At 72.3% G+C, this 26,390-nt stretch carries 21 protein-coding genes, 1 pseudogene and 3 riboswitches; of the genes and pseudogenes, 12 read left to right on the forward strand and 10 right to left on the reverse strand.

Features of this window, described 5'->3' with window-relative positions; all coding sequences use genetic code 11:
• Positions 1-79 precede the first annotated feature (79 nt).
• Together AB0R04_RS26255 and AB0R04_RS26260 are read right to left on the reverse strand one after the other, a co-directional pair.
• Positions 80-616, reverse strand: a complete 537-nt coding sequence (locus AB0R04_RS26255; RefSeq protein WP_363375315.1) for a hypothetical protein — start codon at positions 614-616, stop codon at positions 80-82.
• 103 nt (positions 617-719) lie between these two features.
• Positions 720-1,214 carry a hypothetical protein gene (locus AB0R04_RS26260; RefSeq protein WP_363375317.1) on the reverse strand — a complete coding sequence of 165 codons (495 nt, stop codon included), beginning with the start codon at positions 1,212-1,214 and terminating at the stop codon, positions 720-722.
• 131 nt (positions 1,215-1,345) lie between these two features.
• Between AB0R04_RS26260 and AB0R04_RS26265 the strand changes: the two genes are divergently transcribed.
• The 5 genes from AB0R04_RS26265 to AB0R04_RS26285 all read left to right on the forward strand — a co-directional run bounded on the left by AB0R04_RS26265 (position 1,346) and on the right by AB0R04_RS26285 (position 5,613).
• Complete coding sequence (locus tag AB0R04_RS26265; protein WP_363375319.1) at positions 1,346-1,690, forward strand: hypothetical protein; 345 nt, start codon at positions 1,346-1,348, stop codon at positions 1,688-1,690.
• Between the two features lie 210 nt (positions 1,691-1,900).
• Positions 1,901-2,896 (forward strand): PQQ-binding-like beta-propeller repeat protein, encoded by a 996-nt coding sequence (locus AB0R04_RS26270; protein WP_363375321.1) that lies wholly within the window; start codon positions 1,901-1,903, stop codon positions 2,894-2,896.
• Between the two features lie 99 nt (positions 2,897-2,995).
• Complete coding sequence (locus AB0R04_RS26275; protein WP_363375324.1) at positions 2,996-3,967, forward strand: hypothetical protein; 972 nt, start codon at positions 2,996-2,998, stop codon at positions 3,965-3,967.
• Entirely contained in the window at positions 3,964-4,374 is a 411-nt protein-coding gene (locus AB0R04_RS26280) for a hypothetical protein (protein ID WP_363375326.1), read from the forward strand. The genes AB0R04_RS26275 and AB0R04_RS26280 overlap by 4 nt, the downstream gene beginning before the upstream one ends.
• Before the next feature lie 306 nt (positions 4,375-4,680).
• Positions 4,681-5,613, forward strand: a complete 933-nt coding sequence (locus AB0R04_RS26285; protein WP_363375328.1) for a hypothetical protein — start codon at positions 4,681-4,683, stop codon at positions 5,611-5,613.
• Between the two features lie 83 nt (positions 5,614-5,696).
• Here the strand turns inward: AB0R04_RS26285 and AB0R04_RS26290 are convergent, their stop codons facing one another.
• Positions 5,697-6,302 (reverse strand): Imm21 family immunity protein, encoded by a 606-nt coding sequence (locus AB0R04_RS26290; protein ID WP_363375330.1) that lies wholly within the window; start codon positions 6,300-6,302, stop codon positions 5,697-5,699.
• A 91-nt stretch (positions 6,303-6,393) separates the two neighbouring features.
• Here AB0R04_RS26290 and AB0R04_RS26295 point away from each other — a divergent pair.
• From AB0R04_RS26295 to AB0R04_RS26310, 4 genes and pseudogenes are all read left to right on the forward strand, one after another.
• Positions 6,394-6,687 (forward strand): annotated as a pseudogene (locus AB0R04_RS26295) (3-hydroxyacyl-CoA dehydrogenase family protein); the annotation flags it as partial.
• 243 nt (positions 6,688-6,930) lie between these two features.
• Complete coding sequence (locus tag AB0R04_RS26300; protein WP_363375333.1) at positions 6,931-8,442, forward strand: MmgE/PrpD family protein; 1,512 nt, start codon at positions 6,931-6,933, stop codon at positions 8,440-8,442.
• Positions 8,442-9,347 carry a methylisocitrate lyase gene (prpB, locus tag AB0R04_RS26305; RefSeq protein ID WP_363375336.1) on the forward strand — a complete coding sequence of 302 codons (906 nt, stop codon included), beginning with the start codon at positions 8,442-8,444 and terminating at the stop codon, positions 9,345-9,347. Before AB0R04_RS26300 ends, prpB begins: the two co-directional genes overlap by 1 nt.
• Before the next feature lie 20 nt (positions 9,348-9,367).
• Positions 9,368-10,516 carry a bifunctional 2-methylcitrate synthase/citrate synthase gene (locus tag AB0R04_RS26310; protein WP_363375339.1) on the forward strand — a complete coding sequence of 383 codons (1,149 nt, stop codon included), beginning with the start codon at positions 9,368-9,370 and terminating at the stop codon, positions 10,514-10,516.
• A gap of 120 nt (positions 10,517-10,636) precedes the next feature.
• Here the strand turns inward: AB0R04_RS26310 and folP are convergent, their stop codons facing one another.
• On the reverse strand, positions 10,637-11,497 hold the full coding sequence (folP, locus tag AB0R04_RS26315; protein WP_363375342.1) for a dihydropteroate synthase: 861 nt from the start codon (positions 11,495-11,497) through the stop codon (positions 10,637-10,639).
• Positions 11,498-11,611: 114 nt separating this feature from the next.
• Between folP and metF the strand changes: the two genes are divergently transcribed.
• Complete coding sequence (gene metF, locus AB0R04_RS26320) at positions 11,612-12,529, forward strand: methylenetetrahydrofolate reductase [NAD(P)H] (RefSeq protein WP_363375345.1); 918 nt, start codon at positions 11,612-11,614, stop codon at positions 12,527-12,529.
• Between the two features lie 56 nt (positions 12,530-12,585).
• Here the strand turns inward: metF and metE are convergent, their stop codons facing one another.
• The 6 genes from metE to AB0R04_RS26350 form a co-directional block, all read right to left on the reverse strand.
• Positions 12,586-14,901 (reverse strand): 5-methyltetrahydropteroyltriglutamate--homocysteine S-methyltransferase, encoded by a 2,316-nt coding sequence (metE, locus tag AB0R04_RS26325; protein WP_363375347.1) that lies wholly within the window; start codon positions 14,899-14,901, stop codon positions 12,586-12,588.
• A 164-nt stretch (positions 14,902-15,065) separates the two neighbouring features.
• Positions 15,066-15,288, reverse strand: a riboswitch (cobalamin riboswitch).
• Between the two features lie 29 nt (positions 15,289-15,317).
• Positions 15,318-16,211 carry an ECF transporter S component gene (locus tag AB0R04_RS26330; RefSeq protein WP_363375348.1) on the reverse strand — a complete coding sequence of 298 codons (894 nt, stop codon included), beginning with the start codon at positions 16,209-16,211 and terminating at the stop codon, positions 15,318-15,320.
• Positions 16,208-17,896, reverse strand: coding sequence for an ATP-binding cassette domain-containing protein (locus AB0R04_RS26335; RefSeq protein ID WP_363375351.1), 1,689 nt, complete (start codon positions 17,894-17,896; stop codon positions 16,208-16,210). The genes AB0R04_RS26330 and AB0R04_RS26335 overlap by 4 nt, the downstream gene beginning before the upstream one ends.
• Positions 17,893-19,092, reverse strand: coding sequence for a CbiQ family ECF transporter T component (locus AB0R04_RS26340; RefSeq protein ID WP_363375353.1), 1,200 nt, complete (start codon positions 19,090-19,092; stop codon positions 17,893-17,895). Before AB0R04_RS26340 ends, AB0R04_RS26335 begins: the two co-directional genes overlap by 4 nt.
• Positions 19,093-19,102: 10 nt before the next feature.
• Positions 19,103-20,305 (reverse strand): hypothetical protein, encoded by a 1,203-nt coding sequence (locus AB0R04_RS26345; RefSeq protein WP_363375355.1) that lies wholly within the window; start codon positions 20,303-20,305, stop codon positions 19,103-19,105.
• The gene (locus tag AB0R04_RS26350) at positions 20,302-23,334 is read right to left on the reverse strand and encodes a prenyltransferase/squalene oxidase repeat-containing protein (protein WP_363375356.1); all 3,033 of its coding nucleotides are present in this window, start codon (positions 23,332-23,334) and stop codon (positions 20,302-20,304) included. Before AB0R04_RS26350 ends, AB0R04_RS26345 begins: the two co-directional genes overlap by 4 nt.
• Before the next feature lie 104 nt (positions 23,335-23,438).
• A riboswitch (cobalamin riboswitch) is annotated at positions 23,439-23,566 on the reverse strand.
• Positions 23,567-23,659: 93 nt separating this feature from the next.
• Positions 23,660-23,736, forward strand: a riboswitch (cobalamin riboswitch).
• Between the two features lie 211 nt (positions 23,737-23,947).
• On the opposite strand from AB0R04_RS26350, the gene AB0R04_RS26355 reads away from it, so the two are divergent.
• Together AB0R04_RS26355 and AB0R04_RS26360 are read left to right on the forward strand one after the other, a co-directional pair.
• The gene (locus tag AB0R04_RS26355) at positions 23,948-25,312 is read left to right on the forward strand and encodes a hypothetical protein (protein ID WP_363375408.1); all 1,365 of its coding nucleotides are present in this window, start codon (positions 23,948-23,950) and stop codon (positions 25,310-25,312) included.
• 401 nt (positions 25,313-25,713) lie between these two features.
• The gene (locus tag AB0R04_RS26360) at positions 25,714-26,388 is read left to right on the forward strand and encodes an SMI1/KNR4 family protein (RefSeq protein ID WP_363375359.1); all 675 of its coding nucleotides are present in this window, start codon (positions 25,714-25,716) and stop codon (positions 26,386-26,388) included.
• The last annotated feature ends 2 nt before the right edge of the window (positions 26,389-26,390 follow it).

Here is a 26,390-nt window from a genome sequence, read left to right on the forward strand (position 1 = left end):
GTTCCATAACGGGCACCGGCCCCATCAAGATCATGCCGGAACAGGCCGCCGAGACGCGGCCTGGCTCTGGCACTTCTGGTCACGGGCCTGTGTTTCCCTCGAAGGCGCCCAGATTGATCAGGCTCACTCGCTGGTCCCAGGCGTCCCACCTCACATGCTTCTGCGCGCCCCAGTAGTAGTTGTCATAGCCCATGAGGTCGCCGTATGCCTCGTCTTCGTGCGCCTGGTCGGGGTTGCCGAACGCAGCCAGGAGCTCCTCATAAGAGGTCAGGTGGGCGAAGTGGGACAAATGAGGGCCGTAGATCGTGAAGCCGACGATCGCCCCGGCTCGAACCTTGTAGGTGAGCTTGTCGGCACAGTACAAGAATCCATCTGACCGGGCAGCATGGTTGACGACCTCGTCGAGGGTCAGCCGCCGTCCGTCGGCGTCGTAGTACTCACTATCGATGTCGCTCCCGCCGCGGTACTGGGCGACGACGGAGCTCTGGGCCTGGATGATGCTCCGGCGCGGGACGCTGGTGGCTGCTGCCCCCAGGGCTATGCCGTCCATCTCGACAGTCGTGAGGTCGAGGTGTGGCCGGGACAGCATGTGCAGGTTGTCGAGGATCTCGATCATCGGCAGAGTCTAGGCTCAAAGGTGGTCGCTCAGCTTGTCTCTTACCACCGGAACCCCCAATTGAACGCCGCTATGCGTCGACCGGAATGTATGGCGGTGAGGATCAGGACATCAAGCGGATGTTGGGGGACTGAGCGCTGGTGGCAAGCGGGTGAGCACAGCGGGTACAGGCTTGGCTCACGGGGCGAACCATGTTGCTCTGGATACTGAACGCTTCGGCCTGCTGTGATTCCGGGCAGCGGTATCCCAGGTACAGCCGGACCCATGGCGCACGCGTCCGCGTGGTCGCTGGCTGGTCCCGCTTGATGTCGTGGAACGGCGCCCACCAGTAGTCGACGACAGCCCGGAGCACCGTCCGCTCCCGCTCGTCGGTGATATCGAAGGCGGCAACACGAGCCGCAGCCGGATGCTCCGCTCTCTGACTACCTGAACAAACGGCGCATTCCTCGCCATATCGGAAGTGAGTAGTGCGCCCGGTGCGCTCACAGGTGAAGCAGTCCAAGCTCAGGTCCAGCTTCTTCTGCCAGTGGAGGTTGTGGAAGACCTCACCTCGGAGGGGCACTGTCAGTTCGGCGGTGATCTCAACGGTTCGCAGCACTGTGCGATCCTCGCAGATGGGCGGCTGAGAGACGCCGAGGCATCATTCCGGTCATCGCCCAACGGATCATCATCGCGGAGCGGTCCGGACAGGCTCTGTCCGGCGGATCAAGGCGGCATAGGCTCCAGGGCATGCACAGCACCCTGACGGAGCACGCCCGGTGCCTCTACGGAGACGAGTACCGACCCGCGCCGAAGTGCGACGGCGACCACCAGGAACACTACTTCGTCGAAGAGCTGACCTTCGCTGACGCAGATTCGATCCTCGCCATGCTGGGTGAGCTGAGCCCGCACGGGGTCGACGGCCATCTGCCGGTCTGGGTCCGCAACCTGGCCTACCGCCTGGTGCTCCTGCAGCGGCCGGACGAGCCGGCGCTGTTGCGAGAGGCCGCCGAAAACCTCTGGCTGCATGGACCGGACTGGGACGACATCGCGGCAGACCTGAAGCGGCGGGCCGACTCGCTGGAAGCGGGCTGAGCTGAACGGGCTCTGACGAGGATCATGCGGGAGAAGTGGGAATAGTGCACAGTCGGAATAACCCCCTCCCGCCAGTATTGTGAGCCGCTCTGAGCACGGAAACGCCTGTTCAAGCTGAGACCGACGTGGCATCAGGCCCCGTTCGCGCGGGCACGTCCCCTGGAATTGATGCGTTTGCTGCAACGGGCGCTTGCCTGGTCCACTAGGCGGATGATCAGGGAGACGCTGTGGGAGCGAGAGCTCCACCAAAGGGGTTCCGCTTCGTCGTTCCTCGTGACGGAAGACTGCGTCGTCGTGCACGAGCGCCGCACCCGCCTGGTCTGCTTAGACCGAGAAGACGGCTCCGTCCGCTGGGATGCCCCCATAGGCACATGGCCGCGCAACCTCGTGATAGCCGATGGCCGTTGCCTGGTCCTGCCGCAGAGCCCCAACCTGCTGTCCTGCCTCGATCTCAGGACGGGGGCAGCTTTGTGGCACGTCGAGCTGCCTCGCTTCTCCGGACATGTCGTCACTGTCACAGACACCGTTCTCGTCGGTGGCTGGCGCGGCTACACCCCCCTGGCCGCGTTCGATCTCCGGGACGGGCGGCCTTTGTGGCAGACGCCGTTGCCTGCACATACGGCGCTTCCGCTGTCGTGGGGCGGCGGTGTGCTGTTGGGCCATGGTCCGGAGGCGTGGCTGATCGATCCACGCGACGGCAGTGAGATGATTCGCTGGCAGTTGCCCGAGCCATTGACTGATGGTGAGCTTCGCCCGGTGTTCACCGCCGTCGGCCCTGATCACTGTCTCGCACGCTGCGGCCCAGGGTCCCTGATGCTCCTTCAGCTGTCATCAGGCGCTGTCGATGAGCTCATCCGCCATGACGCCGACCTGGTTGCTGAGGCTGCAGTGTTCGTCGGCGGCGTTGTGTGGTTGCGGCAGCCGCGCGCCGGCTACCTCGCCGCCGACCCCAACGCCGGATCGACACTGTGGCGGGTGGATGTCGGACAGCCACTGGTGAGCGGTGTGATTCAAGCGGATGACGGGTTCGTCGTGGCCAGCGAAGGCGCACTCTTCCGCCTGCGACCGGATGGACAGGTCATGGAGAGATCACCCCACGCACACAGGATCAGTGCCCTCCGAGATCTTGGGGATGGAGAGATGATCGTTACGACCAGGGGAACGCTCAAGGCGCTTGTCCTGGAGTCACGCCAGCCGGGCGAGTAGGCAGGAATAGTGCACGGGCGGAATACAACCCCTCCGCCAGTAGTCAAGCACCTGAAGCGCGGCTGCGTTCAGGTCTGGCGCGACGAGAGCGGGCGGATCGTGCGCCGCAGGCTGCACGGCCGGGCCTTCAAGGGCGAGACGGACCACAACGGCGCCGACGCCACCTGGGTGATCAGCGCGCCCGCCCAGCGGGCCGTCGAGGTACTGGAGCGGCTCCAGCCCGTGCGGCAGGTGTACCTGTTCGCGCTGCTGCCGTCCTCGCCCGGCTACACGGCACAGCACGGCCTCAACGAGGCCCGTACCACGAAGACGACCAACGCCGACCTGCAGGAGTTCCGCGACTGGATCAACGACTACTGCCGAGGCGCCGGCCGCGACGATGCCGTCCCGCTGGTCGACGGCCGGGAGTGGCGCATCACCACCAGCCAGTTCCGCCGCACCCTGGCCTGGTTCATCGCCCGCCGTCCCGGCGGCGTCATCGCCGGCGCCCTGCAGTACCGGCACCTGCGTGTGCAGATGTTCGAGGGCTACGCCGGTACCTCCGACTCCGGGTTCCGCGACGAGGTCGAGTCCGAGGAGGCGATCGCCCGCGGCGAGAAACTCGGCGACCTGATCACCAGCGACGAGTTCCACCGCCTCACCGGACCAGCCGCGGCCGAGGCGGAGAGCCGTCTCGCCGAGTTCGAGCGGCATGTCCAGTTCCAGGGCAAGGTCATCAACGACGCCAAGCGGCTCCAACGCCACATGACCCGCCACGACCCCCACATCTACCCGGGCCGGTACGTCACCTGTGTCCACAATCCCGACCGGGCCCTGTGCCGCCGGGACGACGGCAAGGCCGGCCCATCACTGTCGGACTGCCAGCCCCTACGGTGCCGCAACGTCGCCCTGTCCGCCGAGAACACCGCCCACCTGCGAGCAGCTCTGGACGCCCACGACCAGGAACTCGCCCGCGCGGACCAACTGGCGCCGTTCGTCCGGCACCGGCTCCAAACCCGCCGACAGGAGCTCGCCGACTTCCTCACCGAAACCGCCGTCACCGGCCCGGGCACCAAGACGGAGACACCGTGAGCCACCACCTGCCCACCGACGAGCAGGCCCGCACCGCGATGGAATCCGAACTCGCCGAGAGTGAGGCAGCCGGCCGGCGCGCCACCGTCACCAACGTCGAGAAGCGCCTCGGCGTCACCCACGCGACCTTCTACCGCAACTACCCGGAACTGATCGCCTGGTTCAAGACCCGGCTTGCCGACCGGCACCGCTCGGCCACGACCCCGAAGAACAGCGCCCGGGCCGACGAGAACGCCCGTCTCCGGCGAGAGAACAGCGACCTGCGCAAGCTGGTCCGCATCTACGCCGAAGCGATCCGCCAGCTGACCGTAGACAAGGCCGCCCTGGAGGACGAGTTGCAAGCGCTGAGCGGGGTGACCAGCCTTGCCGAACGCCGCCTCCACAACGCGGACGACGGACAGAACTGAAGGCTCCGCATGACCCCGAAGTAGCCACCTGCTGCCCCGGCCTGGTGCGGTCGTCGACCCGGTCGGCGCCGACCCGTCATCAACCCCGGAGATGAAGCGCCCCCGGAAGCCCCTGGATCCGCTCCGAAATCCGATGGATCCTCCGCCGCGGGCGAGGCACAATCCCGGTGAACCGCAGCGGGGGGAGCTTGTTTGGACGTGTTCGCGTGTGCCGGGTGCTGCACCGAGCTGACGGCACCGGTGTCCCGGGTCGCACTACCCGTCCACACCGACCACGGTGCTTGGGAGGAACTGCATCCTCCGCTGATGGAGCCGGGGACGTACGCCGTCGACCCCCGGCCCACCGGGCCGCCCTGGCGGTTGTGGCAGGAAGTCGGAGAGGAAGCGGCTGCCCGCCAGGGCGTGTACGCCCCGGTGTACTCCGTCTCCTTCGGCGCGCGGGGCAGGATCGTCATCGCACCCGGTGACTCCCGGTCGATGACTCTGATCCTGGAGAAGTGCGAGGGCTACTGCCGGGGCGTGGACGGCCGGGCCGGGCCCAATCTGGCCTGTGCGGGGTGCGGCCGGGCCGTGGCGACCCGGATCGACGACTGCGGCTCGTGGCAGACCGTGTGGCTGGAGCCCGGCGCGGTCCTCTGCAGTCCCTCGGGGCTCCCGGACGGCCTGCTGCCCGGCTGGGCAGACCTGGAACGTGCCGAACATCGCGTCCCGCCCGTCGAACCCGACGGGTCGTGGAGCCGCCGCTGGGAGGCCGCGGTCGGCGTCGCTCTGGCCCACCTCGTGGCGGCCACCGAGAATCACCCGGTGACCCTCCCCGCCGGCTCCGTCACCGACCTGCTCGGCCACGCCGTGGCCCGCTACCTCCCGCCCGGGCCCGACCCCCGCTCGGTGGGACTGGCCGGCCCGGGCATTCCCGAGCCGTGGCCCCTCCCCGACGTCCTGCTCGTCCCCCGCCATCCCGGCACGGGCGAGCCGTGGCGTCCGCCCGGCCTCAAGGCGACGGTGGTGCCGCTGGACAGCGGGGTCTGGGCCTACCTCACCAGCCCCGGGGAGACCTCGCCGATGCCTGCCACCGGGGCGCTCCCGGCGGGCGTCCTGCGCGACGACTACCCAATGCCATCGCGCCCTTGGCTGCTCCTGGAACCCCACGACGGCGCCTTCAGGGACACCCTGGTCGGGCTGCCCGAGATCCGTGGCCCCCGGCTGCGCAGGTATCACGACGCCTCGTACCGATCGTGAGCGCCCGTTGGGTGTTGTGGGGCCTTCGGATCCGTCCCAGCGTCCGTGCCTCTGGAGTTGCGGGTGCGAGCTCGGTGTGCGAGTCAAGGAGCCGTTGTCGACTGGCCGTCGACCTGTAGAAGGAGCTGAACCACGCTGATCCAAGGGGAGTCGCCGGTCTTCTGGAACGCGCGGACCCTCCAGCGTCCTGCGGGCAGGTGAACGGGGGCTTGGTCCGGCTCGCCCCTGCCGTCCGGGTAAAGCACGCCGAGGTTCTTGCCGGCCTCGGCGGAGTCCATGAGGACTGCCGACCCGTCGGTCTCCCAGAGACCGCACTCCTCCCACGGCGTCGCCGGGTCGTTCAGCGCCGTTTCGGCAGCGGCGAGCAGCTCGGCGTCGGAGTCGGCGGCGAGCCAGCGCACGAAGGCCCTCTGCTCGGGCAGGTAGCAGGTGGTGGCGGGCTCGTCGCCCAGCACCAGTGCCGAGACGTGGCTGCAGCCGCGCAGGCCGATCACCTCGGCCAGGCCCTCGACCCCGCAGGCCCGGTCGTAGTCGTCCGACTGGTCGTTGTCACCGATGATCATGCCGTCCTCGGTGCAGCCACCCCAGTACTGCAGTGCGGACACCGGGACGACGATCAGCGGACCACCCATGGATTCGACCCAGGTCAGATCGAGGGTCATCCGGACGGCATGTGGATCAGTACTCATGTGCGCAGTGTGCCGCTGATCAGTGACAAGCAGGGAACCTGGGTGAGTCCTGCACAGCGGACAACGGACAGAACTGAAAGACCCCCATAACGTCAACGCCCTGCTGGTGCCCTACCTGCTCTCCGCCGTCCGGATGGCCGAGGCCGGCCACGCCAGCCCGGAGGACATCGACGCCGGCATGGTCCACGGCTGCGCCCACCCCATGGGCCCGCTCCAACTCGCCGACCTCATCGGCCTGGACACCGTGCAGGCCATCGCCGAGTCCATGTACGACGAGTACAAGGAACCGCTCTACGCGCCGCCGCCCCTGCTCTCCCGCATGGTCGAAGCCGGACTGCTCGGCCGCAAGAGCGGGCGGGGGTTCCACGCACACCCCTCGGTCTGACGGGCTCTCGGCCCGCTCAGCGCCCGCTACGCCCACCGCCCCGGAGAACGCGCCACCCGCGCGCTCTCCGGGGCGCTGTGCTGTCCCGGTCCGCCGCGGGGAGCCCGGCGGTTCGCAGGTTTCGCAGCTTCGCAGGAATCCGCCGTACGGATTCCACCGATTGGCATGCTGGATCATCGGCCGTCCGACGCGCAGGCTCGATCATGCAAGCCCGAGAGCCGTCGAACGCCCCCGAGGAGTCCCGTGATCGAGCACCACGTCCGCGTCCACCCCAGTGCCGACCGGCTGCCGCGTGAGGAGCAGCTCGCCTGGAAGCTCGCCGCCGTCGCCACCGGCACCGGCACCGAGGAGCTGGACCCGGCCGGCGTGAGCATGGCCGTCAACCGGGTGATCGACAACGCGGCGGTGGCCGTCGCGTCGCTGCTGCGCCGGCCCGTGGCGGTGGCCCGCGCCCAGGCGCTCGCCCACCGCGGCGCGCCGGGTGCCCGGGTGTTCGGCAGCCTGACCCGGGTCTCGCCGGAGTGGGCGGCCTGGGCCAACGGCACGGCGGTGCGCGAGCTGGACTTCCACGACACCTACCTCGCCGCCGACTACTCCCACCCCGGCGACAACATCCCGCCACTGCTGGCCGCCGCCCAGCACACCGGCCGCAGCGGGGCGGACCTGCTGCGCGGCATCGTCGCCGCCTACGAGGTCCACGTCGCGCTGGTGCGGGGCATCTGCCTGCACGCCCACCGGATCGACCACGTCGCGCACCTGAGCGCGGCGACCGCCTGCGGGCTCGGCGCGCTGCTGCGGCTGCCGACCGAGACGGTGTACCAGGCGGTGCAGCAGGCCGTGCACACCACGACGGCCACCCGGCAGTCCCGCAAGGGCGAGATCTCCAGCTGGAAGGCCTTCGCCCCCGCCTTCGCCGGCAAGGCCGCGATCGAGGCGGTGGACCGGGCGATGCGGGGCGAGACCTCCCCGTCCCCCGTCTACGAGGGTGAGGACGGCTTCCTCGCCTGGATGCTCGACGGCCCGCAGTCCGACTACACCGTGCTGCTGCCCGCGCCCGGCGAGCCGAGGCGGGCGATCCTGGACACCTACACCAAGGAGCACTCCGCCGAGTACCAGGCCCAGGCGATCATCGACCTGGCCCGGCGGCTGCGCGAGAAGGCCGGGCCGCTGGAGAAGGTGCGCTCGGTCGTCCTGCACACCAGCCACCACACCCACCACGTCATCGGCTCCGGCTCGGGCGACCCGCAGAAGTACGACCCGCGCGCCAGCCGGGAGACCCTCGACCACTCCATCCCGTACATCCTCGCCGTCGCCCTGGAGGACGGCGGCTGGCACCACGAGCGGTCCTACGCCCCCGAGCGGGCCCAACGCCCCGAGACCGTGACGCTCTGGCAGAAGATCACCACGGTCGAGGACCCGGAGTGGACCCGCCGCTACCACGACCCCGATCCGCAGCGCCGGGCCTTCGGCGGGCGCGTGGTGATCACCCTGGACGACGGCACCGCGATCGAGGACGAGCTGGCCGTCGCCGACGCCCACCCGGCCGGCGCGCGCCCCTTCGACCGCCCCGCGTACGAGCGGAAGTTCCGCACCCTGGCCGAGGGCGTCGTCTCCCCCGCCGATCAGGACCGCTTCCTGACAGCCGCCGCCGATCTCGCCGAGCTGAAGGCCGCGGACCTGGACGAGCTGTTCCCGGCCGTCGACACCGAGGCCGTGCGCGCGTTCGACGCGCTCCTCCCGAAGGGCCTGTTCTGATGCTGCACACCCGCACCACCCCCGCCCAGCGCCGCCGCGCCCTACGCGAACGCCTCGCCACCGGACGGCTGTTGACGATGCCCGGCGCGCTCAACCCGCTCTCCGCCCGGCTCATCCAGGACCTCGGCTTCGAGGCCGCCTACCTCTCCGGCGCCGTCCTCGCCGCCGACCTGGGCCTGCCCGACATCGGCCTCACCACCGCCACCGAGGTCGCCACCCGCGCCCAGCAGACCGCCCGGGCCACCGACCTGCCCGTCCTGATCGATGCCGACACCGGCTTCGGCGAGCCCATGAACGCCGCCCGCACCGTCCAGCTGATGGAGGACGCCGGCCTCGCCGGCCTGCACCTGGAGGACCAGGTCAACCCCAAGCGCTGCGGCCACCTCGACGGCAAGGCGGTCGTCCCCCGCGAGGACATGACCCGCCGCCTGCGCGCCGCCGTCGACGCCCGGCGCGACCCCGACTTCCTGCTGATGGCCCGCACCGACGCCCGCTCCGTCGAGGGCTTGCGCGCCGCAATCGACCGGGCCAAGGCCTACGTCGACGCCGGAGCCGACGCGATCTTCCCCGAAGCCCTCGCCGACGAGGCCGAGTTCGAGGCCTTCCGCAAGGCCGTCGACGTCCCGCTGCTCGCCAACATGACCGAGTTCGGCAAGTCCCCGCTGCTCGACGCCCGCACCCTCCAGGACCTCGGGTACGAGATCGCGCTCTACCCCGTCACCCTGCTGCGCCTGGCCATGGGCGCGGTCGAGGACGGCCTGCGCACCCTCGCCGCCGAGGGCACCCAGGAGTCGCTGCTGCCACGGATGCAGACCCGCTCCCGGCTGTACGAACTCCTCGGCTACCAGGATTACGCGGCCTTCGACTCGGCCGTCTTCGACTTCACCCTCCCGCCCGGCGCCTGACCCCGCATCGGAGACCAGCCATGCCCACCACCGCACCCGGGATCCACCGCGGCCTCGCCGGTGTCGTCGTCGACACCACCGGGATCTCCACCATCATCCAGGAGACCAACTCCCTCACCTACCGCGGCTACCCCGTCCAGGACCTCGCCGCCCACCGCTCCTTCGAGGAAGTCGCGTACCTGCTGTGGCACGGCGAACTGCCCGACCCCGGACAGCTCCGGGAGTTCCGGGCCCGCGAGGCCGCCCTGCGCCCGCTCGACCGCACCACCGCCGAACTGCTCGCCAAGCTGCCCGAGACCTGCCACCCGATGGACGTGCTGCGCACCGCCGTCAGCTTCTTCGGCGCCGAGGACCCCACCGAGGACGACGGCCGCCCCGCGCCCCACCTCGCCAAGTCCCTCACCCTGCTGGCGAAACTGCCCACCGTCGTCGCCGCCGACCAGCGCCGCCGCCAGGGCCTCGCGCCCATCCCGCCGGACCCCGAGCTCGGCTACGCGGAGAACTTCTTCCACATGTGCTTCGGCGCGGTGCCCGCCCCCGAGGTGGTCCGCTGCTTCGAGATCTCCCTCGTGCTGTACGCCGAGCACAGCTTCAACGCCTCCACCTTCACCGCCCGCGTCGTCACCTCCACCCTCTCCGACCTCTACAGCGCCGTCACCGCCGCGATCGGCGCACTCAAGGGCCCCCTGCACGGCGGCGCCAACGAGGCCGTGATGCACATGCTGGAGGAGATCGGCGACACCGCCCGGGCCGTGCGGTGGCTCGACGAGGCACTCGCCGCCAAGCGGAAGATCATGGGCTTCGGCCACCGCGTCTACCGGCACGGCGACTCCCGCGTCCCGATCATGCAGGCCGCCCTGGACGACCTGGTGGCCCGCAGCACCGACCCCGAGACGGCCCGGCTGGCCGCCCTGCACGCCGCACTGCGCGAGGCAATGCTGGAACGCAAGGGCATCCACCCCAACCTCGACTACCCCGCCGGCCTCGCCTACCACCTGATGGGCTTCGACACCCCCGTCTTCACCCCCCTCTTCGTGATGAGCCGCATCACCGGCTGGACCGTCCACATCACCGAACAGCTCGCCCACAACTCGCTGATCCGCCCGCTCGCCCGCTACGACGGCCCCGGCCAGCGCCCGGTGCCGGGGCTGTCACCGAGCACGGCGTAGGGAACGCGGCTGCGGCGGTCCGGCTCGACCGCCAGGCGCCCGCCCGCCGGCGGGCGGGCGCGCTGGCGTGGGCGTAGATCTTCCGCCCGGTCGGACGTGGCATGGCGCGTACTTCCTCTCTCAGGCCCGGTTGGTTCGGATCGCGGCCTCGACCCGGACGGCGTCGGCCGTGTCCCGGACCTCGTGCACCCGCACCGCCCACGCGCCCTGCGCGGCGGCCAGGACGCTGGCCGCCGCGGTGGCCGCGTCGCGTTCACGGGCCGGACGGGCCTCGCCCGTCCGCGGGTCGGCCAGCAGCTCGCCCAGGAAGCGCTTGCGCGAGGCCGCCACCAGGAGCGGGCGCCCCAGCACGCGCCAGGCGTCGAGCGATGCCAGCAGCGCCCAGTCGTCCTGTCGGCGTTTGGCGAAGCCGAGGCCGGGGTCCACGATGACCTGGGAGGGGTCGACCCCGGCCGCCACCACCGTGTCCATCTGCCGTGCGACCTCACGGATCACCTCGGCCGCGACGTCCTCGTACGCGGCCAGCTCGTCCATGCGGGCGGACTGCCCGCGCCAGTGCATGACGACGAAGGGCACTCCGGCCCTGGCCGCGGCGCCGGCCATGCCCGCGTCGGCCCGGCCCCCGCTGACGTCGTTGATGATCCGGGCGCCGGCTTCCACCGCCGCTTCGGCGACCCGGGCCCGCATCGTGTCGATGCTGACCAGGACACCCTTGTCGGTGAGCGAGCGCACCACCGGCAGGACCCGGCGCAGTTCCTCCTCCTCGGACACCCTGGTCGCTCCCGGCCGGGTCGACTCGCCGCCGACGTCCACGATGTCGGCGCCCTGCTCGGCCAGCAGCAGTCCTCGGTCCACCGCGCGCCCCGGGTCCAGCCAGCGGCCGCCGTCCGAGAACGAGTCGGGGGTCACGTTCACGACTCCCATCACCGCGCACCGGTCCCATTCGGGCAGCCCCGACAATACCTGCGAAGGTCTTTTCATGCCCACATTGTGCCGCCTCACTCCGCACGCCTCCCCACTCGCGTCCCGGGAAAATTCGTATCACAGGGTGGACACTTGAGGACTACCGGGAGCCCGGCTGGTTAACCTCCTGCCATGAAACTCGGAATCCCCTCCACGCGCACGGATCGGGCGACCTCCATCCGCGAACTCCTCGCGACCGGCAGGCTTTCCTCTTCCTTCGAATTCATGCCGCCCCGGAGCGCCGAAGCGGAGGTCGGCCTGTGGAATGCGATCCGGCGCCTGGAAGCGCTGTCCCCCACCTTCGTCTCGGTGACCTACGGCGCCGGCGGGTCGACGCGGGAGCGGACGGTGAACGTCACCGGCCGCATCGCGCAGGAGACCACCCTCACGCCGACCGCCCACCTGACCGCGGTCGGCCACAGCGTCGCCGAACTGCGGAACATCCTCGGCCACTACGCTGACCAGGGGGTTCGCAACATCCTGGCGCTGCGCGGCGACCCGCCGGGCGATCCGCTGGGCACCTGGCACCGCCACCCCGACGGGGTGGAGTACGCCGCCGACCTGGTGCGGCTGATCAAGGAGTCCGGCGACTTCTGCGTCGGCGTGGCCGCGTTCCCCGACCTGCACCCGAGGTCCCCCGACTGGGATTTCGAGATCAGGCACTTCATCGAGAAGTGCCGGGCGGGAGCCGACTACGCCATCACCCAGATGTTCTTCGACGTGGACAGCTACCTCCGTTTCCGGGATCGACTGGAATCGGCCGGCTGCACCGTTCCGGTCATTCCGGAGATCATGCCGGTGACCAGTATCCGGTCACTTCGGAGGATTCCGACACTGACCACCGCAGCCATTCCCGATGGGCTTTCCGAAAGCATGCTGAGGCAGCAGGACAACCCGAAGGCCGTCCGGTCGATCGGCATCGATCACGCCACCGGAATGTGCCGGCGCCTGCTGTCCGAGGGAGTTCCCGGGCTGCATTTCATGACCATGAACTTCTCCACGGTGACGACGGAGATCTACCAGAACCTGGGGCTTCCCGGGTCCGGGTGAAACGGGCCGGGCGCCGCGGGGTGTGCGGTGCCCGGCCGGGGCGTGTCGCCGGCGGGTCAGCCGGCGAGTTCCGCGCGCAGGTGGCGGGCGGCGCCGACGAGGCTGTCGAGCGAGGCGCGGGTCTCCGTCCAGCCGCGGGTCTTCAGGCCGCAGTCGGGGTTGACCCAGAGCCGCTCGGCGGGGATGGCGGCCAGGCCCGCGCGCAGCAGTTCCACGGCCTCCTCGGTGCTGGGGACGCGCGGGGAGTGGATGTCCCAGACGCCCGGGCCGACCTCGCGCGGGTAGCCGGCCCCGGCGAGCTCTCCGGCGACCTCCATGTGCGAGCGGGTGGCCTCCAGCGAGATGACGTCCGCGTCGAGCTCGTCGATCGCCGTCATGATCGCGCCGAACTCGGCGTAGCACATGTGGGTGTGGACCTGGGTATCGGCGCGGACGCCCGAGGTAGCCAGGCGGAAGGACTCGGTGGCCCACGCCAGGTACGCCGGGCGGTCGGCGGCGCGCAGCGGCAGGGTCTCGCGCAGGGCCGGCTCGTCGACCTGGACTACGGCGGCGCCCGCGGCCTCCAGGTCGGTGACCTCGTCGCGCAGGGCGAGGGCGACCTGGCGGGCGGTGTCGCCGAGCGGCTGGTCGTCGCGGACGAAGGACCAGGCGAGCATCGTGACGGGGCCGGTGAGCATGCCCTTGACCGGGCGGTCGGTCAGGCCCTGCGCGTAGCGGAACCAGTCGACGGTCATCGGGTGCGGGCGGGAGATGTCCCCGGCCAGGACCGGCGGGCGCACGTACCGGGTGCCGTAGGACTGGACCCAGCCGTGCCGGGTGGCGAGGTAGCCGGTGAGCTGTTCGGCGAAGTACTGGACCATGTCGTTGCGCTCGGGCTCGCCGTGCACCAGGACGTCCAGTCCGGCCTTCTCCTGGAAGGCGATGACCTCCCGGACCTCGGTCTCCATCCGCTCCCGGTAGGCCGCCGCGTCGATCCGGCCCGCCGTGAGGTCGGCCCGCGCGACCCGCAGTTCGGAGGTCTGCGGGAACGAGCCGATGGTGGTGGTCGGCAGCAGCGGCAGGCCGAGCCGGGCACGCTGGGCCTCGGCCCGCTGCGGATAGGCCTGGGCGCGGCGCGCATCCGCGTCGGTGACGGCGGCGGTGCGGGCGCGCACCGCCGGGTCGTGGGTGATGGGCGAGTTGGCGCGCGAGGCGAGGTCGGCGCGGTTGGCGGCCAGGTCGGCGGCGATCGCCCCCGTGCCCTCGCGCAGGCCCCGGGCCAGCAGCGCCACCTCCCTGGCCTTCTGCTGGGCGAAGGCGAGCCAGCGCAGGATCTGCGGGTCGACGTCGCGTTCGGCGGCGGCGTCCAGCGGCACGTGCAGGAGGGAGCAGGACGGGGCGACGTCGACCCGCTCGGCCAGGCCCAGCAGGGTCGCCAGGGTGGCCAGCGACTTCTCCAGATCGTTGATCCAGATGTTGCGGCCGTCGACCACCCCGGCGACCAGCCGCTTGCCGGGCAGCCCGCCGACGGCGGCCAGGTCGTCCAGGTTCGCCGCGGCGGGCCCCGTGAAGTCCAGCGCCAGGCCCTCGACCGGGGCCTTGGCCAGCACCGGCAGGGCCTCGCCCAGACGGTCGAAGTAGCTCGCGACCAGCAGCTTCGGACGGTCCGCCAGGCCGCCCAGCTCACGGTAGGCGCGGGCGGCGGCGTTCAGCTCGGCCGGGGTGCGGTCCTGCACCAGCGCGGGCTCGTCCAGCTGCACCCACTCGGCGCCGACCGCCTTCAGGTCCGCCAGCAGCTGCGCGTAGACGGGCAGCAGCCGGTCCAGCAGGGTGATCGGCTGGAAGTCCTCGGCGACACCGGGGGCGGGCTTGGCGAGCAGCAGGTAGGTGAGGGGACCGACGAGCACGGGGCGTGCGGTGTGGCCGAGCACCAGCGCCTCCCGGAACTCCCCGACGGCCTTGGCCGGGTTCGCGGTGAAGACGGTGTCCGGGCCGAGTTCGGGCACCAGGTAGTGGTAGTTGGTGTCGAACCACTTGGTCATCTCCAGCGGCGCGACCTCCTGGGTGCCGCGCGCCATGGCGAAGTAGCCGTCCAGCGCGTCGATTTCGACCGCATCCCGGTGCCGGGGCGGGATCGCGCCGACGGCGACCGTGGTGTCCAGTACGTGGTCGTAGAGCGAGAAGTCGCCGGTGGGCACTTCCAGGACACCGGCCCCGGCGAGCTGCGCCCAGTTCTTCCGACGCAGGCCGACCGCCGTCTCCTGCAGGGCGTCGGCGGTGACCGTGCCCTTCCAGTAGCCCTCGACGGCCTTCTTCAGCTCCCGGCCCTGGCCCTGCCGGGGGTAGCCGTGCACGGTGGCCCTGGTTGCCGCGGCTGCGGACTTCGTGGTCAAGGGACTCTCCTTCGCGAGTCTGGCTCCTCAAGTGCCCGGGGACGGGACGAGAGCGCGAAGGGATGACGAACCGGACGGCGGCTCGCGACGATGCGCGTGCCGGACCCGCCTGGTATGGTCGCCGACCCGCCCACGAGGTCACCGGGATATCCGCACGCGGAACGGTCCGCGGGCGGGCAACGGGCAGGTCTTCGGACTCGTGGGCGCACCGGGCCTGTTGGCGTCCGGTACCTACTGGCCATCGCTTCCCAGACCCGTCCCGGGTCCAGTGCGTATGACGGCGGTCGTTCCCACTCACCGCTGCGGGGCAGTCCCGGATTCCCACCGGGTTCCCTCTTGCGACGTCCTGCCTGGCGGGCAGGACGAACCAGCTGCGCCGCCAGCTTAGGGGCAAACCGCCGGGGCCGACGCGGAATTCACGGAAGCCGTCCGCATGGTGAGACTCCCTCGCCGCTCGGGGAGCCGCTCGCGGAGCCGACGGCGGTGCCGTTCGCGGTGCCGTTCGCGATGACTCGTCGACCGTCCGGGGCTTCGAAGCGCACCATGGGCTCGAAGTTGGCGCGGCGGGCCGCGCGGCGGAAGACGGTGAGGACGGCCGGGCCGACGACGAGCACGGCGGTGAAGGTGGTGACGGCCCGGCCGGTGTCCCAGCCGAGCGAGGTGGCGAGGTCGAAGAGCAGGTAGCGGTGCCACTGCTCGGTGAAGGGCAGCCCCGGCAGGTAGGCGATGGAACTGTTCGGGTCGGTGGAGAACGGCCAGAAGGAGAGGTTGAGGAGGAAGCCGAAGAGGTACCCGGAGAACGCCCCGTACGCGGCCAGCATCGCCACCTCCCAGCGCCGCCGTCGGGTTCTCGGCAGGAGCCCGGCGAGCATGCCGACGAACGCGCAGCCGAACATCTGGTACGGCATCCAGGGGCCGACGCCGCCGGTGAGCAGCGCGGAGGCGAACAGCGAGGTGCAGCCGAGGGCGAAGCCGAAGCCCGGGCCGAAGACCCGGCCGGCCAGGACGAGGAGGAAGAAGACCGTCTCCACTCCGGCGGTGCCGGCGCCGAGCGGGCGCAGCCCGGCGTTGACGGCGGACAGGACACCGAGCATGGCGAGGGCCTTGGCGTCGATGCCGCCGGCCGCGATCTCCGCGATGACGACGGCGAGCACCAGGACCAGCAGGGCGCCGAAGATCAGCGGCGGGGCGTAGGAGGAGCCGAACTTTCCGGGGGCGACGACGAACGGCCAGGTGAAGGCGACCAGGCCGATGAAGGCGGCCAGGGCCGCGACGACGCGGGCCCGGCCGGGGATCCGGACGGCGCTCACCGGGCGGCCTCGGCGGGCTCCAGGGCCTCGGCCACCTGCCGGGTGGTCAGGTAGGGCAGCGGGGCGAGGACCTTGGCGGTCTGGGGGGCGAAGGTGGGCGAGGCGACGATGACCTCGGCGGTGGGGCCGTCGGCGACGATCTCGCCCTCGGCCATCACCACCACCCGGTCGGCGGCGGCGGCGACGAACTCGACGTCGTGGGTGGAGACGACGACCGTACGGCCTTCGGCGGCGAGGGCGTCCACGATGCCGGTGAGCGCCTCCTTCCCGTGGTAGTCGAGCCCTCGGGTGGGTTCGTCCAGCAGCACCACCCTTGGCGCGGCGGCCAGTTGGATCGCCAGGACCAGGGCCAGCTTCTGGCCCTCGGAGAGGTCCCGGGGGTGGGTGCCGTCGGGGATCCCGGGGGCGAGCCGGTCGAGGATCTGGCGCGCTGTCGGGCCTGCTGTAGTCGGGCTTGCTGCGGTCTGGCCGGCTGCGGTCGGGCCGGCGGCGCTGCGGGCCTCCAGGTCGCTCTGGGCGAGTTCCTGGGCGACCGTCTCCAGGTACAGCAGGTCGGTCGGGGTCTGCGGGACGAGCCCGACGAGCTGCCGGGCCCTGGTCGCGGAGAGCCGCTTGGGGTCCGCGGCCGGCCCTCCGTCGGCGCCGAAGACCTGCACGCTGCCGCCCTGTCGCGGGCCTGAGCCCTGGAGGGCCCACAGGAGCGAGGACTTGCCCGAGCCGTTGCGCCCCATCAGCGCCGTGACCTCGCCGGCCCGCAGCTCCAGCCCGACCTCCCGGACGGCGGCGACCGGCCCGTACCGGACGACCACCCCCCGGGCGTCCAGCACCCGCTCCCCCGCCACCGCTGCCCGGCGCGGCGGAGGAACGGGCACATCGGTGAGCCGCTCCCGCAGCGGGGCGGCGGCGCGCCGGGCGTCCCGGACGGAGAGCGGCAGCGGCCGCCACCCGGCCAGCCGCCCGAGGTCGACGACGGGCGGCGCGATCGCGGTGTGCCGGAAGACCTCGGCGGGCGGCCCGTGCACGACCGTGCCGTCACCGGGCAGGTAGGCGACGCGGTCGGCGTACTGGACGACCCGCTCCAGGCGGTGTTCGGCGAGCAGGACGGTGACGCCGAGGTCGTGGACCAGGCGGGTGACGGCCGCGAGCACCTCCTCGGCGGCGGTCGGGTCGAGCGCCGAGGTCGGTTCGTCCAGGACCAGGACGCGCGGGTGCGCGGTGAGCACCGAGCCGATGGCGACGCGCTGCTGCTGGCCGCCGGAGAGCTCGTGCAGGGCGCGGTGGCGCAGGTCGGCGAGGCCGAGCAGGTCGAGGGTCTCCTCGACGCGCTTGCGCATCACCTCCGGCGGGACGGCCAACTGCTCCATGACGTAGGCCAGTTCCTCCTCCACCGTGTCGGTGGTGAAGCCGGCCAGCGGGTCCTGCCCCACCACGCCCACCACGTCCGCGAGTTCGCGCGGCGGGTGGTGCGCGGTGTCCCGGCCGTCCACGGTGACCCTGCCTCGCAGGGTGCCGCCGGTGAAGTGCGGCACGAGGCCGTTGACGGCGCCGAGCAGGGTCGACTTGCCGACGCCGGTGCGGCCGACCACCAGGCAGAGCTCGCCCTCCGGGATGTGCAGGTCGACGTCGCGCAGGACAGGGGTGGTCTCGCCGTCGTACACCACGCCGACCTGGTCGAATCGGATCACGTGCTCACCTCGGGGGTCGTGCGGTCGGTGCCGGTGCGGCGGGTCCCGGTGGCGGGCACCGGGGTACGGCCCGGCGGCGGCGCGATCACCCCGGCGGCGCCGGCCAGCAGCAGGGCGAGCACCGGGACGAGCGGCAGGCTCGGCCAACTGAGCGGGTAGAGCGAGGGGTTGAGATCCGTGGCGGCGTAGCCGACGGTGGCGAACAGCAGAACGGCGGCGATCACCCCGCAGCCCGCGACGGCCCACTCGGCGGCCCGCCAGCGGTCCGGCCGGTAGGTGGTGCGCCGCACGCGCCGACCACCGAGGATCAGCCCCGCCACGCAGAGCAGGGCGCCCGCGAGGAAGGCCGGAAGCCCCAGGGCGGCGGGGGCGGTTCCGTCCAGGAGCCCGTACACCCCGGCGCACAGGCCGCACATACCGAGCAGCATCAGGGCGCCGGTGACGCGGCGGGAGCGGCGGGTCGCGGTGCCGGAGCGGCCGTAGCCGCGCGAGTCCATCGCGGCGGCCAGGTGCAGCGAACGCTCCAGCGCGTCCTCCAGCACCGGGACGACGATGCTGCGCAGCGCGCGGACGCCCTTCCGCTGCCCGGCCCGCAACCGCCTTGCCCGGGCGACGCGTTGGACACTCTGCACCAGCTGCGGCGCGACGCTCAGCGACACCGTCACGGCGACGCCCAGCTCGTACAGGGCGCCGGGCAGCACGCGCAGGGCGCGCTTGGGGTTGGCGAGGGTGTTGGCGGCGCCGATACAGCAGATCAGGCAGGCCAGGCGCAGCCCGTCGAAGGCGGCGGAGAGAGTCGCCTCCAGGGAGACCGGCCCGCCGATCCGGATGCCCGCGTACCAGGCGGGCGTGGGGAGGTGCGGGAGCGAGAAGAGCAGGTGGTCGTGCGGGGTGATGCCGGTGGCGAAGACGCACCGGAACACCACCCGGATCGCCACCACGGTCAGGGCCAGCCACAGGTAGTAGGTGAACCCGCGCGCCCACGGGGCCTCGGTCCGGCGGGCGGTGACCACGTAGCCGAGCACGGCGAGGACGAGCAGGAGCAGCAGCGGGTTGGTGGTGCGGCTGGCCGCCGTCGCCAGGGCCAGCGCCCAGGTCCACCAGGCCAGCGGGTGCAGGTTCCGGGGGCTGCGCCGGCTCCCGGCGTCCCGTCGGGGGGTGGGCTTCGGGGGGACGGCGGCGTGCTGGTCGGGCATGGTCACCGGATCACTCGGCCCGTCGGCGGCGGCGGCGCGCGACGACCACGGTGGCCGCGCCCAGCGCCCCCACGAGGGCGGTCGCGATGACGGCGGGAGCCATCGACCCGGAGTCGTGCGGGGCGTCGGCCACCGGGTCGGCGTCCACCACGCCGCCGGGCACGGCGGGGGTGGACGTCGGCGCGGCCGCGGCCTCGACCGTCTGCGGGGTCGGCTGATCGCTCGGGGTGTCCGTCGGCGGCGCGGTGGACGGCTCGACCGGCACCGGCGTGGCGGGCACGGGCGTCGGCTCGGGCGCTCCGGGCGGAGTGATGCCGTCCTCGGGAATGGCAACGGCGCCGGGCCCTGGGGTGGTGGCGGGCGCGGGCGGACGGGCTCCGCCCGTCGGGGGCTTGGCGGGGGCCGGGGGCCGGCCCGATCCGGTGCCACCGGCCGTGCCTGCGCCGCTGGTGCCGGCGGTTCCGCCGCTGCTGCCGGTGCTGCCGGTTCCGCCTGCGTTTCCGGTGGTGCCGGTGGCACCGCTCGAACCGGTGCCGCTGCCGGAGCCGCTGCCGCTGCCGCTGCCGCCGGTCGTACCCGTGCCACCCGTCGACCCGCCGCCCGTGGTGCCCTGGCCGGGGTCGGCGGGCTGTCCGCCGGGGCTGGAGTTGTGCGCGCGAACGCTGTCCGGCGAGAAGCCCGGCCGCCCCTCGGTGCCCTCGATGTTGGTGCCACCGAAGATCCAGAGGTCGACGCTGCCGGGCTTCGGCTGGTAGCTCATCGCGCCGAGCTGGCTGTAGGACCACTCGTTCTGGCCCGGATCGGCGTGCCAGTACGACCAGTAGGCCGTGGCCGGGGGCGTCAGGACGCACTTCTCCTGGTCCGGGGCCGGGAACTGCTTGCCGCCCTGGAAGCCGCTGTAGCCGATCCGGCAGATGAACGCCGGACCGTCGTGCCCGGTCCCGGTGGTCTTCCAGCCGCCCTGGTTGAGCAGGGTGAAGCCGGTGGTCGGCGTGGTCCCACAGGAGCGCAGCAGCGGGCCGCCCCACTTGCTGAAGTCCACGGCGAGCACCACGCCGGAGGTGGTGGTGCACTGGTCGATCGGCAGCGGCGCCGCGGACGCCGGGGCGGTGCCCACGGCGACGCCGCCGAACGCGAGGGCGAAGGTCAGGGCCGCCGCCCCGGACAGCCGGCCGAGCCGCCCACCGAGCCGACCGCCGAGTCCCCGGCTCACCGGTGCCGCCCCGGGGCGGCCGCGCTGCGACGTCGGGCGACGAGGACGGCCGCCGCGCCGAGCGCGGTCAGCACACCCGCGCCCGCCGTCAGCGTCAGGGCCTGGGTTCCGGTCCCGGCCAGGCTGCCGGATCCGGTCTGCGTCGGCACGCCACCAGCGGGGGCGACGGCGAGGGGTGCGCCACCGCCACCGCCACCGGCCGGAGCGTCGATGCCACCGGCCGACCAGGTGGCCGAACCGTCGCCGGTCGAGGGAACGGCGGTGTCCGAGGGCCCAGCCGTGGCGGGAGAGCCCGTCGGGCTCGGCGTGCCCGTGGGCGTGTTCGTGGATGTGTTCGTGGGCGTGCCGGTCGGCGTGCCCGTGGGAGTACCAGTGGGCGTGCCCGTCGGCGTACCCGTCGGGGTCGCCGTCCCGGTGGAAGTCGGAGTCGGCGTCGGCGTCGACGTTCCCCCGAGGTCCCGGAGCAGTGTGCCGAACGAGATCCCGGTGGCACCGCCGAGCACCTGCGTGGACGCGCGGACGTCCGATCCCGGTTGCCCTGCGGAGGCGACGTTGAACCCGCCGTCGCCGTTCTGCTGGCCCGCCAGGAAGTCGCGCGCCTTGGCGATCTGGGCGCCGTACGTGGACTGGCGCAGCGTCATGCCCTGGATGGCGAGCGCGGCCGAGTTGGTCGAGTCGCCGGCCGCTCCCGGGAAGCCGCCGTCGGGCAACTGCCGCGCGGCGAGCCAGCCGAGGCCCTGGTCGACGGCCCGCGCGGCCTCGTCCCCCGGCACGAGGGCGAGGGCCATGACGGCCATCGCCGTGCTGTCCACGTCGGAGTCACCGGTGGCGGGGATCAGGCTCGGCCAGGAGCCGTCCTGGTGCTGGAGGCCCTTCAGGTAGGCGATTGCGGGAGCGGCGTTCGTCGAGCCCCCGGCCCGGAGCTGGGCCATGATGCCGAGCGCCTGGGAGAACACCGAGGTGGCGTAGGTGTAGTTGCCGGACGCCGCGCAGCCGGTGCTCTGGTCGGCCTTGGTGCACACGAGGGCGGCCAGGGCGGCGATCAGGTCGTGGCCGCCGAAGGCGCGCGGGTTGCGGCCGACCGCCTCGGCGAGCAGCGCCTCCTTTCCGATCGAGCCGCCGCCCGCGTACTCGGTGCCGATGCCGGTCCAGTCGTTGACGGTGCGCTCGCCGGCGTCCTTGCCCGGCTGGTCCAGGAAGTCGACGATCCTGCGCAGCGTGGCGTCGTCGGTGCCGGTGGCCGCGAGGGCGTAGGCGCCGTCGATGGTGAGGCCGAAGTCGGCGAAGGCCGGGAAGCCCTCGTAGTAGCGGCCGTTGATCAGGCGGGACGGGTCGGTGAGGTAGGCGCTGCCCTTGGCGGCGTCGGGGGTTCTTCCGGCAGGCGGCGTGCTGGCGGGCGTCGTCGGCGGAGTGGTGGCGGGCGTGGTCGGCGGCATGCCGGCGTCCGGGTTGTGCCGAACGCTGGTGAGGTCGGTGCCGGTCAGGGCCAGGATCGCCTGCTCGGTGGCCGCCGGGTCCGGATCGGTGGTCGACGCGTCGGGGCCGAAGCCGCCGTCCGCGCCCTGCCGGGCGGCGAGCCAGGCCGTGGCGGCGGCCCGGCGGGTGTCCTGTCCGGTGGCCTTGAACGCCTGGGCCGCGCTCGCGGTGCTGATGGTGTCGCCGGGGGCGCCGAGGTACGGGAGCAGGGATCCGTCGGCCTGCTGTCCGGCCGCGAGCTGGTCCGAAGCCTTCTTCGCCGCCGTCTCGTATCCGGGGGCCGTGCGCAGGGCGAGGGCCGCAAGGCCGGTGGTGAGCGGGTCGGACTCGCAGTGGTCTCCGGCGACGATCATCGATCCGGCCACCCCGCCGTCGGCGCACTGGAGCGCCGTGAAGCGGGCGAGCGCCGGGGCGGGTGGCGTGACACCGGCGCGTTGGAGGGCGATGACGCCGAGGGACTGGACCCAGGGCGAGGCCGCGCCGAGGAAGTCCCCGGCGGCGGTGCACTTGCCGTTCTCCCCCGCCGCCGTGCAGACGTGGCCGGTGAGCGCGGCGATCAGGTCCCGGCCGCCGAAGGCCCGGGGATCGCTGCCGGTGCTCTCGGCGACGAGGGCCAGCAGTGCGGCGGCCTTCGCATCTGGCTGGCCGGCCGGTCCGTCGGGGTACAGAAAGGCGTCGGTGTGGGCGGCGAGGAAGGCGGTCGTCCTGCGCAGCGCCGGATCCTGGCTGCCGGCGGCGGCGAGGGCGATGGCGGTGAGGGCGGTCCGGGGGTAGTCCGGCCCCTCGACGGCCCAGTTCTCCATGTGGTCGCCGCCGACGAGTTGGCGGGCCAGCCAGGCCGCGGCGGCCGCCGGGTCACCGGTGGCGGACGGCCCGGTCGAGGTCGGCCCGGTCGGGGTCGGCCCGGTCGGGGTCGGCCCGGTCGGGGTCGGAGTCGGGCTCGCCGACGGTGACAGCGAGGCGGACGGCGAAGCCGACGAACCACCGCTCTTCGCTCTCACGGAGTCCGGGGTGAAGCCCGGTGCCCCGCTGGTACCGCCGATGTCGGTGCCGCCGTACACCCAGGCCTCGACCTCGCCGGGCTTGGGCTTCTGCGTCCCGGCGCCGAACCGGCTGTAGGACCAGGCCTGTTGGCCGGCTTCGGCGATCCAGTACGACCAGTACGCGGTGGCCTGCGGGGTGTTGACGCAGGGTTCCTCGGCCGGCGTCGGGTACTGGGTGCCGCTGTTGAAGGTCCCGGTTCCGAGTCGGCAGATGAAGGCGGGTCCGTCGTGCTCGGTTCCGGCGGTAATGAAGCCGGCGGCGTGCAGCAGGTTCATCCCGGTCGTGGGGTGGGCGTCGCAGCCCCGGACGACGCCGCCGCCCCAGTGGGTGAAGTCGACGGCGACGATCGCGCCCGTCGTCGCCGTGCACTGCTCGATCGGGTCGGCTGCCGCGGTGCCGGGACGCCCGAACAGGACGCTTCCGCAGGCGGCGACCGCGACAGCACCGGCGACCACCACGGAGGCGAGGTCCCGGTTCCTGTGACGTGTGCGACTGCTGCTGACCCTCACGACGACTCCCTGGTCGGTCGACGCGGGGACGCAACGGCGCAGCCGACGGTCTCCTGGGCAGGGACCGTCCGGACCGCGTCGTAGTCCGCGACGACGCAAGTGCTCTGTGAACAGGCCCCCGGTCCAGGCATTCCGGCTCACCCACCACAGGTGGGTCCACGGTTGCGGGTCAGCGCCGGAGTTGGACCGGCTTCCCCTGAATGCCGAGGGCAAAAAATCGGTTCATCAGACCACGACGGCCGAGCGGGAGTCAACGGGTCGTCATATCGATCACACCACCTCGTGCGCCGGTGCGCCGTGCGGTAGCGTCCGCGGTGGCCGAGCGGGGGAACCCGGTGCGAATCCGGGGCTGACGCGCAGCGGTGTGGGGTGGCCATCGTGCCGCCCTGAGCCCGAATGCCCGCCCGGCCACGCACCATGGCGAAAGCCGGCCCACGCGATCCGGGCGGCGACCGCTCCGGCAGTCGCGCGCCCTCCAACGGACGCCGGAACTCCGGGGCAGGGTCGGCGCCCGCCACCCCAAGGAGCCTGTCCCGTGTCCCTCCTCGCCCCCTCGCGGACCACACCCTCGCGAACCACCCCGGCCCGCGCCGCCTCCGCCGTCACCGTCGCCCTGACGGCCGGCGCACTCCTGCTCTCCGCCGTCCCCGCCCACGCGACGGCCAGCCCGACCCAGATAGCCACCTCGAAGAGCACCGGCGTCACCTACCTGAAGTCGCTCCAGGCCGCCGACGGCAGCTACGTCACCGGCGGCGGGCTCTCCAACGAGTGGGCGTTCAGCGCACTCGCGGCCGCCGGCACGGCCGCCGCGGACGTCACCCCCGGCGGCGACCCCACCAAGAACGCCCGACTGGTGTACCGCGGCCAACTCGCCGCCCCCGGCTGGCCGAGCGCCTCGCCGGTCGTCACGGACTACGAGCGCGGCATCCTCAACGCCTACGCCGCCGGCATCGACCCCGCCCGGGTCGGCCCGGGCCGCAACCTCGTCGCCGACCTCGCCGCCTACTGGCAGACCGCCGAACCCGGCTACTACGGCCCGTCCGCCAACTTCAACGGCACCGTCTTCGGCCTCCTCGCCCTCGCGGGCGCCAAGACCCAGGCCGGCAGCCCCCGCGTCCCGCAGCCGCTGCTCGACGCCTCCGTCACGGCGGTGCGCGCCAACCAGCACAACGACGGCGGCTGGAACTTCAGCAAGGCCGCAGGCGACCCGAACGCCCTCGCCCAGGGCAGCGACATCGACATGACCGGCGCCGCCATGGCCTCGCTCTGCACCGGGGGCGTCCCCGCCACCGACCCGGCGATCGTCGCCGCCAAGAACTTCCTCAAGGGCAAGCTCACCGCCTCCGGCGCCTTCAACGCCATGTTCGGCGTCAACACCGACTCCAACGGCTGGGCCGTCTCCGGCCTCAACGCCTGCGGCATCAACCCCCAGGGCGCCGACTTCACCAGCGGCACCGGCAAGAGCCCCGTCGACTTCCTGATCGCCCAGCAGTTCAAGCCCGGCGGCGGCTTCAAGTACCTGCCCGCCGACACCACCCCCTCCCCCTACGCCTCCGTCGACGGCCTGCGCGCCGTCGCCGGCGCCGGCTTCACCGCCACCCCGCCGACCCCGACCACCGCCGGCGAGCCCGCCTGGGCCGCCGCCACCACCTTCGTCCCCGGCACCGCCGCCAAGCTCCCGCTGGTCATCGACGACGGCACCGGCGCACTCAAGGTCTGCGCCGTCACCCTCACCCCGACCGGCACCACCGCGACCCTCGGCGACGTCCTCGACGCCGCCGCATCCGCGACCCCCGCCGGCTGCGTCACCGCCGTCACCCCGTCCTCCGGCACCGGCGCCGTCACCGCGATCAACGGCACCGCCAACAACGGCTCCTCCACCTGGAAGGTCAGCCTGGACGGCACCACCGCCACCACCGCCACCCGGGCCACCACCGTCCACCTCGGCGACACCGTCTCGCTCCGCTACGGCAACTGATCCGAAGGTCCCGGTCGCCCTGGACACCGTGTACCAGCGTGGACGGCGCGGCGATGCTTCACGACGTGCCCAGCCCTGCCCCACTGCTGAACCACCCGATGCCCCACAGCGGCCCCGCACACCGATTCCGGTGCGCGGGGCCGCTCGCATGTCCCGGCGCCCCTGCCGGTCAGGGCAATTCTCCTCAAGTCCCCTACCTCTTAGCCGAGTTCAGGATCACGCAACAGCCAGACCGCCATCCCGGAAACGCTCGGACGAGTGATCATCCAGTCCGCCCGTTCGAACCGTCGAGATCGAGCGGGCCCTGCCAGCCGACGGTTTTCCGGTCGGGTCAGTGGTCCGTCGGAGCCGTCGCCTAAAGTGCAGCTTCTGACGACTGACGGCCGGAGAGGGGTCGGGTAATGACCGAGGCATGGGATCGACTGCGGGCGATCATGGGCGAGCCGGTGTACACCCCGGCGCGGGTGCCGTGGGAGCTGGCACCGGCCGAGCTCGGGGTCCAACTGCCGTCGGACTACCGGGCGTTCGTCGATCTGTACGGTGCGGTGAACCTGAACGGCGAGTGGGGTGTGCGGTCGCCGACGGAGCGCTCCCACGGAGCCGGTTCGCCGGGCGGCCTGGCGGGGTGGCGTTTCGAGACCGACACCGAGTTCCGGGGGCAGGTCGAGGGCGAGGACGAGTTCTGGGACCAGGAGCGCACCCCTGTGTTCCCGGACCCGGGCGGGCTGCTGCCCTGGGGCATGAACAGCAACCACAACTACTGCTGTTGGCTGACCGACGGCCCGGACCCGGAGCAGTGGCCGGTGGCCGTCTTCTGCGACTTCGGTGGCGTCGACGACGGTGCGCTCGACCGTTTCGACGGCGGCTTCGCGGAGTTCGTGGCGACCGTACTCACCGGCGGCTACGCCCATGAGGACGAGTTGCTGGTGCGCCCGGACCCGGAGGAGTGGGGACCTCAACCGGCCCGGCCACTCTGGACACCCGCCTACGACTGGACCGGCAAGGACTGGGGCGCGGAGTGGGGCATCACCTGGTACCGGCCCACCGGGTCGACGGAAATGCCCTGGGCCAGGTGACG

This window comes from Kitasatospora sp. NPDC056731 (genome assembly GCF_040687675.1).
In the GTDB taxonomy this organism is placed as follows: Bacteria; Actinomycetota; Actinomycetes; order Streptomycetales; family Streptomycetaceae; genus Kitasatospora.

Excerpts from the sequence above, each read along its gene's own strand:
- AB0R04_RS26265 (WP_363375319.1), top strand. The coding sequence starts at position 1,346 with ATGCACAGCACCCTGACGGAGCACGCCCGGTGCCTCTACGGAGACGAG.
- AB0R04_RS26255 (WP_363375315.1), bottom strand. The coding sequence starts at position 616 with ATGATCGAGATCCTCGACAACCTGCACATGCTGTCCCGGCCACACCTC.
- AB0R04_RS26290 (WP_363375330.1), bottom strand. The coding sequence starts at position 6,302 with ATGAGTACTGATCCACATGCCGTCCGGATGACCCTCGATCTGACCTGG.
- folP (WP_363375342.1), bottom strand. The coding sequence starts at position 11,497 with ATGAAAAGACCTTCGCAGGTATTGTCGGGGCTGCCCGAATGGGACCGG.
- AB0R04_RS26360 (WP_363375359.1), top strand. The coding sequence starts at position 25,714 with ATGACCGAGGCATGGGATCGACTGCGGGCGATCATGGGCGAGCCGGTG.
- AB0R04_RS26270 (WP_363375321.1), top strand. The coding sequence starts at position 1,901 with ATGATCAGGGAGACGCTGTGGGAGCGAGAGCTCCACCAAAGGGGTTCC.
- metF (WP_363375345.1), top strand. The coding sequence starts at position 11,612 with ATGAAACTCGGAATCCCCTCCACGCGCACGGATCGGGCGACCTCCATC.
- AB0R04_RS26310 (WP_363375339.1), top strand. The coding sequence starts at position 9,368 with ATGCCCACCACCGCACCCGGGATCCACCGCGGCCTCGCCGGTGTCGTC.
- AB0R04_RS26285 (WP_363375328.1), top strand. The coding sequence starts at position 4,681 with ATGGAGCCGGGGACGTACGCCGTCGACCCCCGGCCCACCGGGCCGCCC.
- prpB (WP_363375336.1), top strand. The coding sequence starts at position 8,442 with ATGCTGCACACCCGCACCACCCCCGCCCAGCGCCGCCGCGCCCTACGC.
- AB0R04_RS26340 (WP_363375353.1), bottom strand. The coding sequence starts at position 19,092 with ATGCCCGACCAGCACGCCGCCGTCCCCCCGAAGCCCACCCCCCGACGG.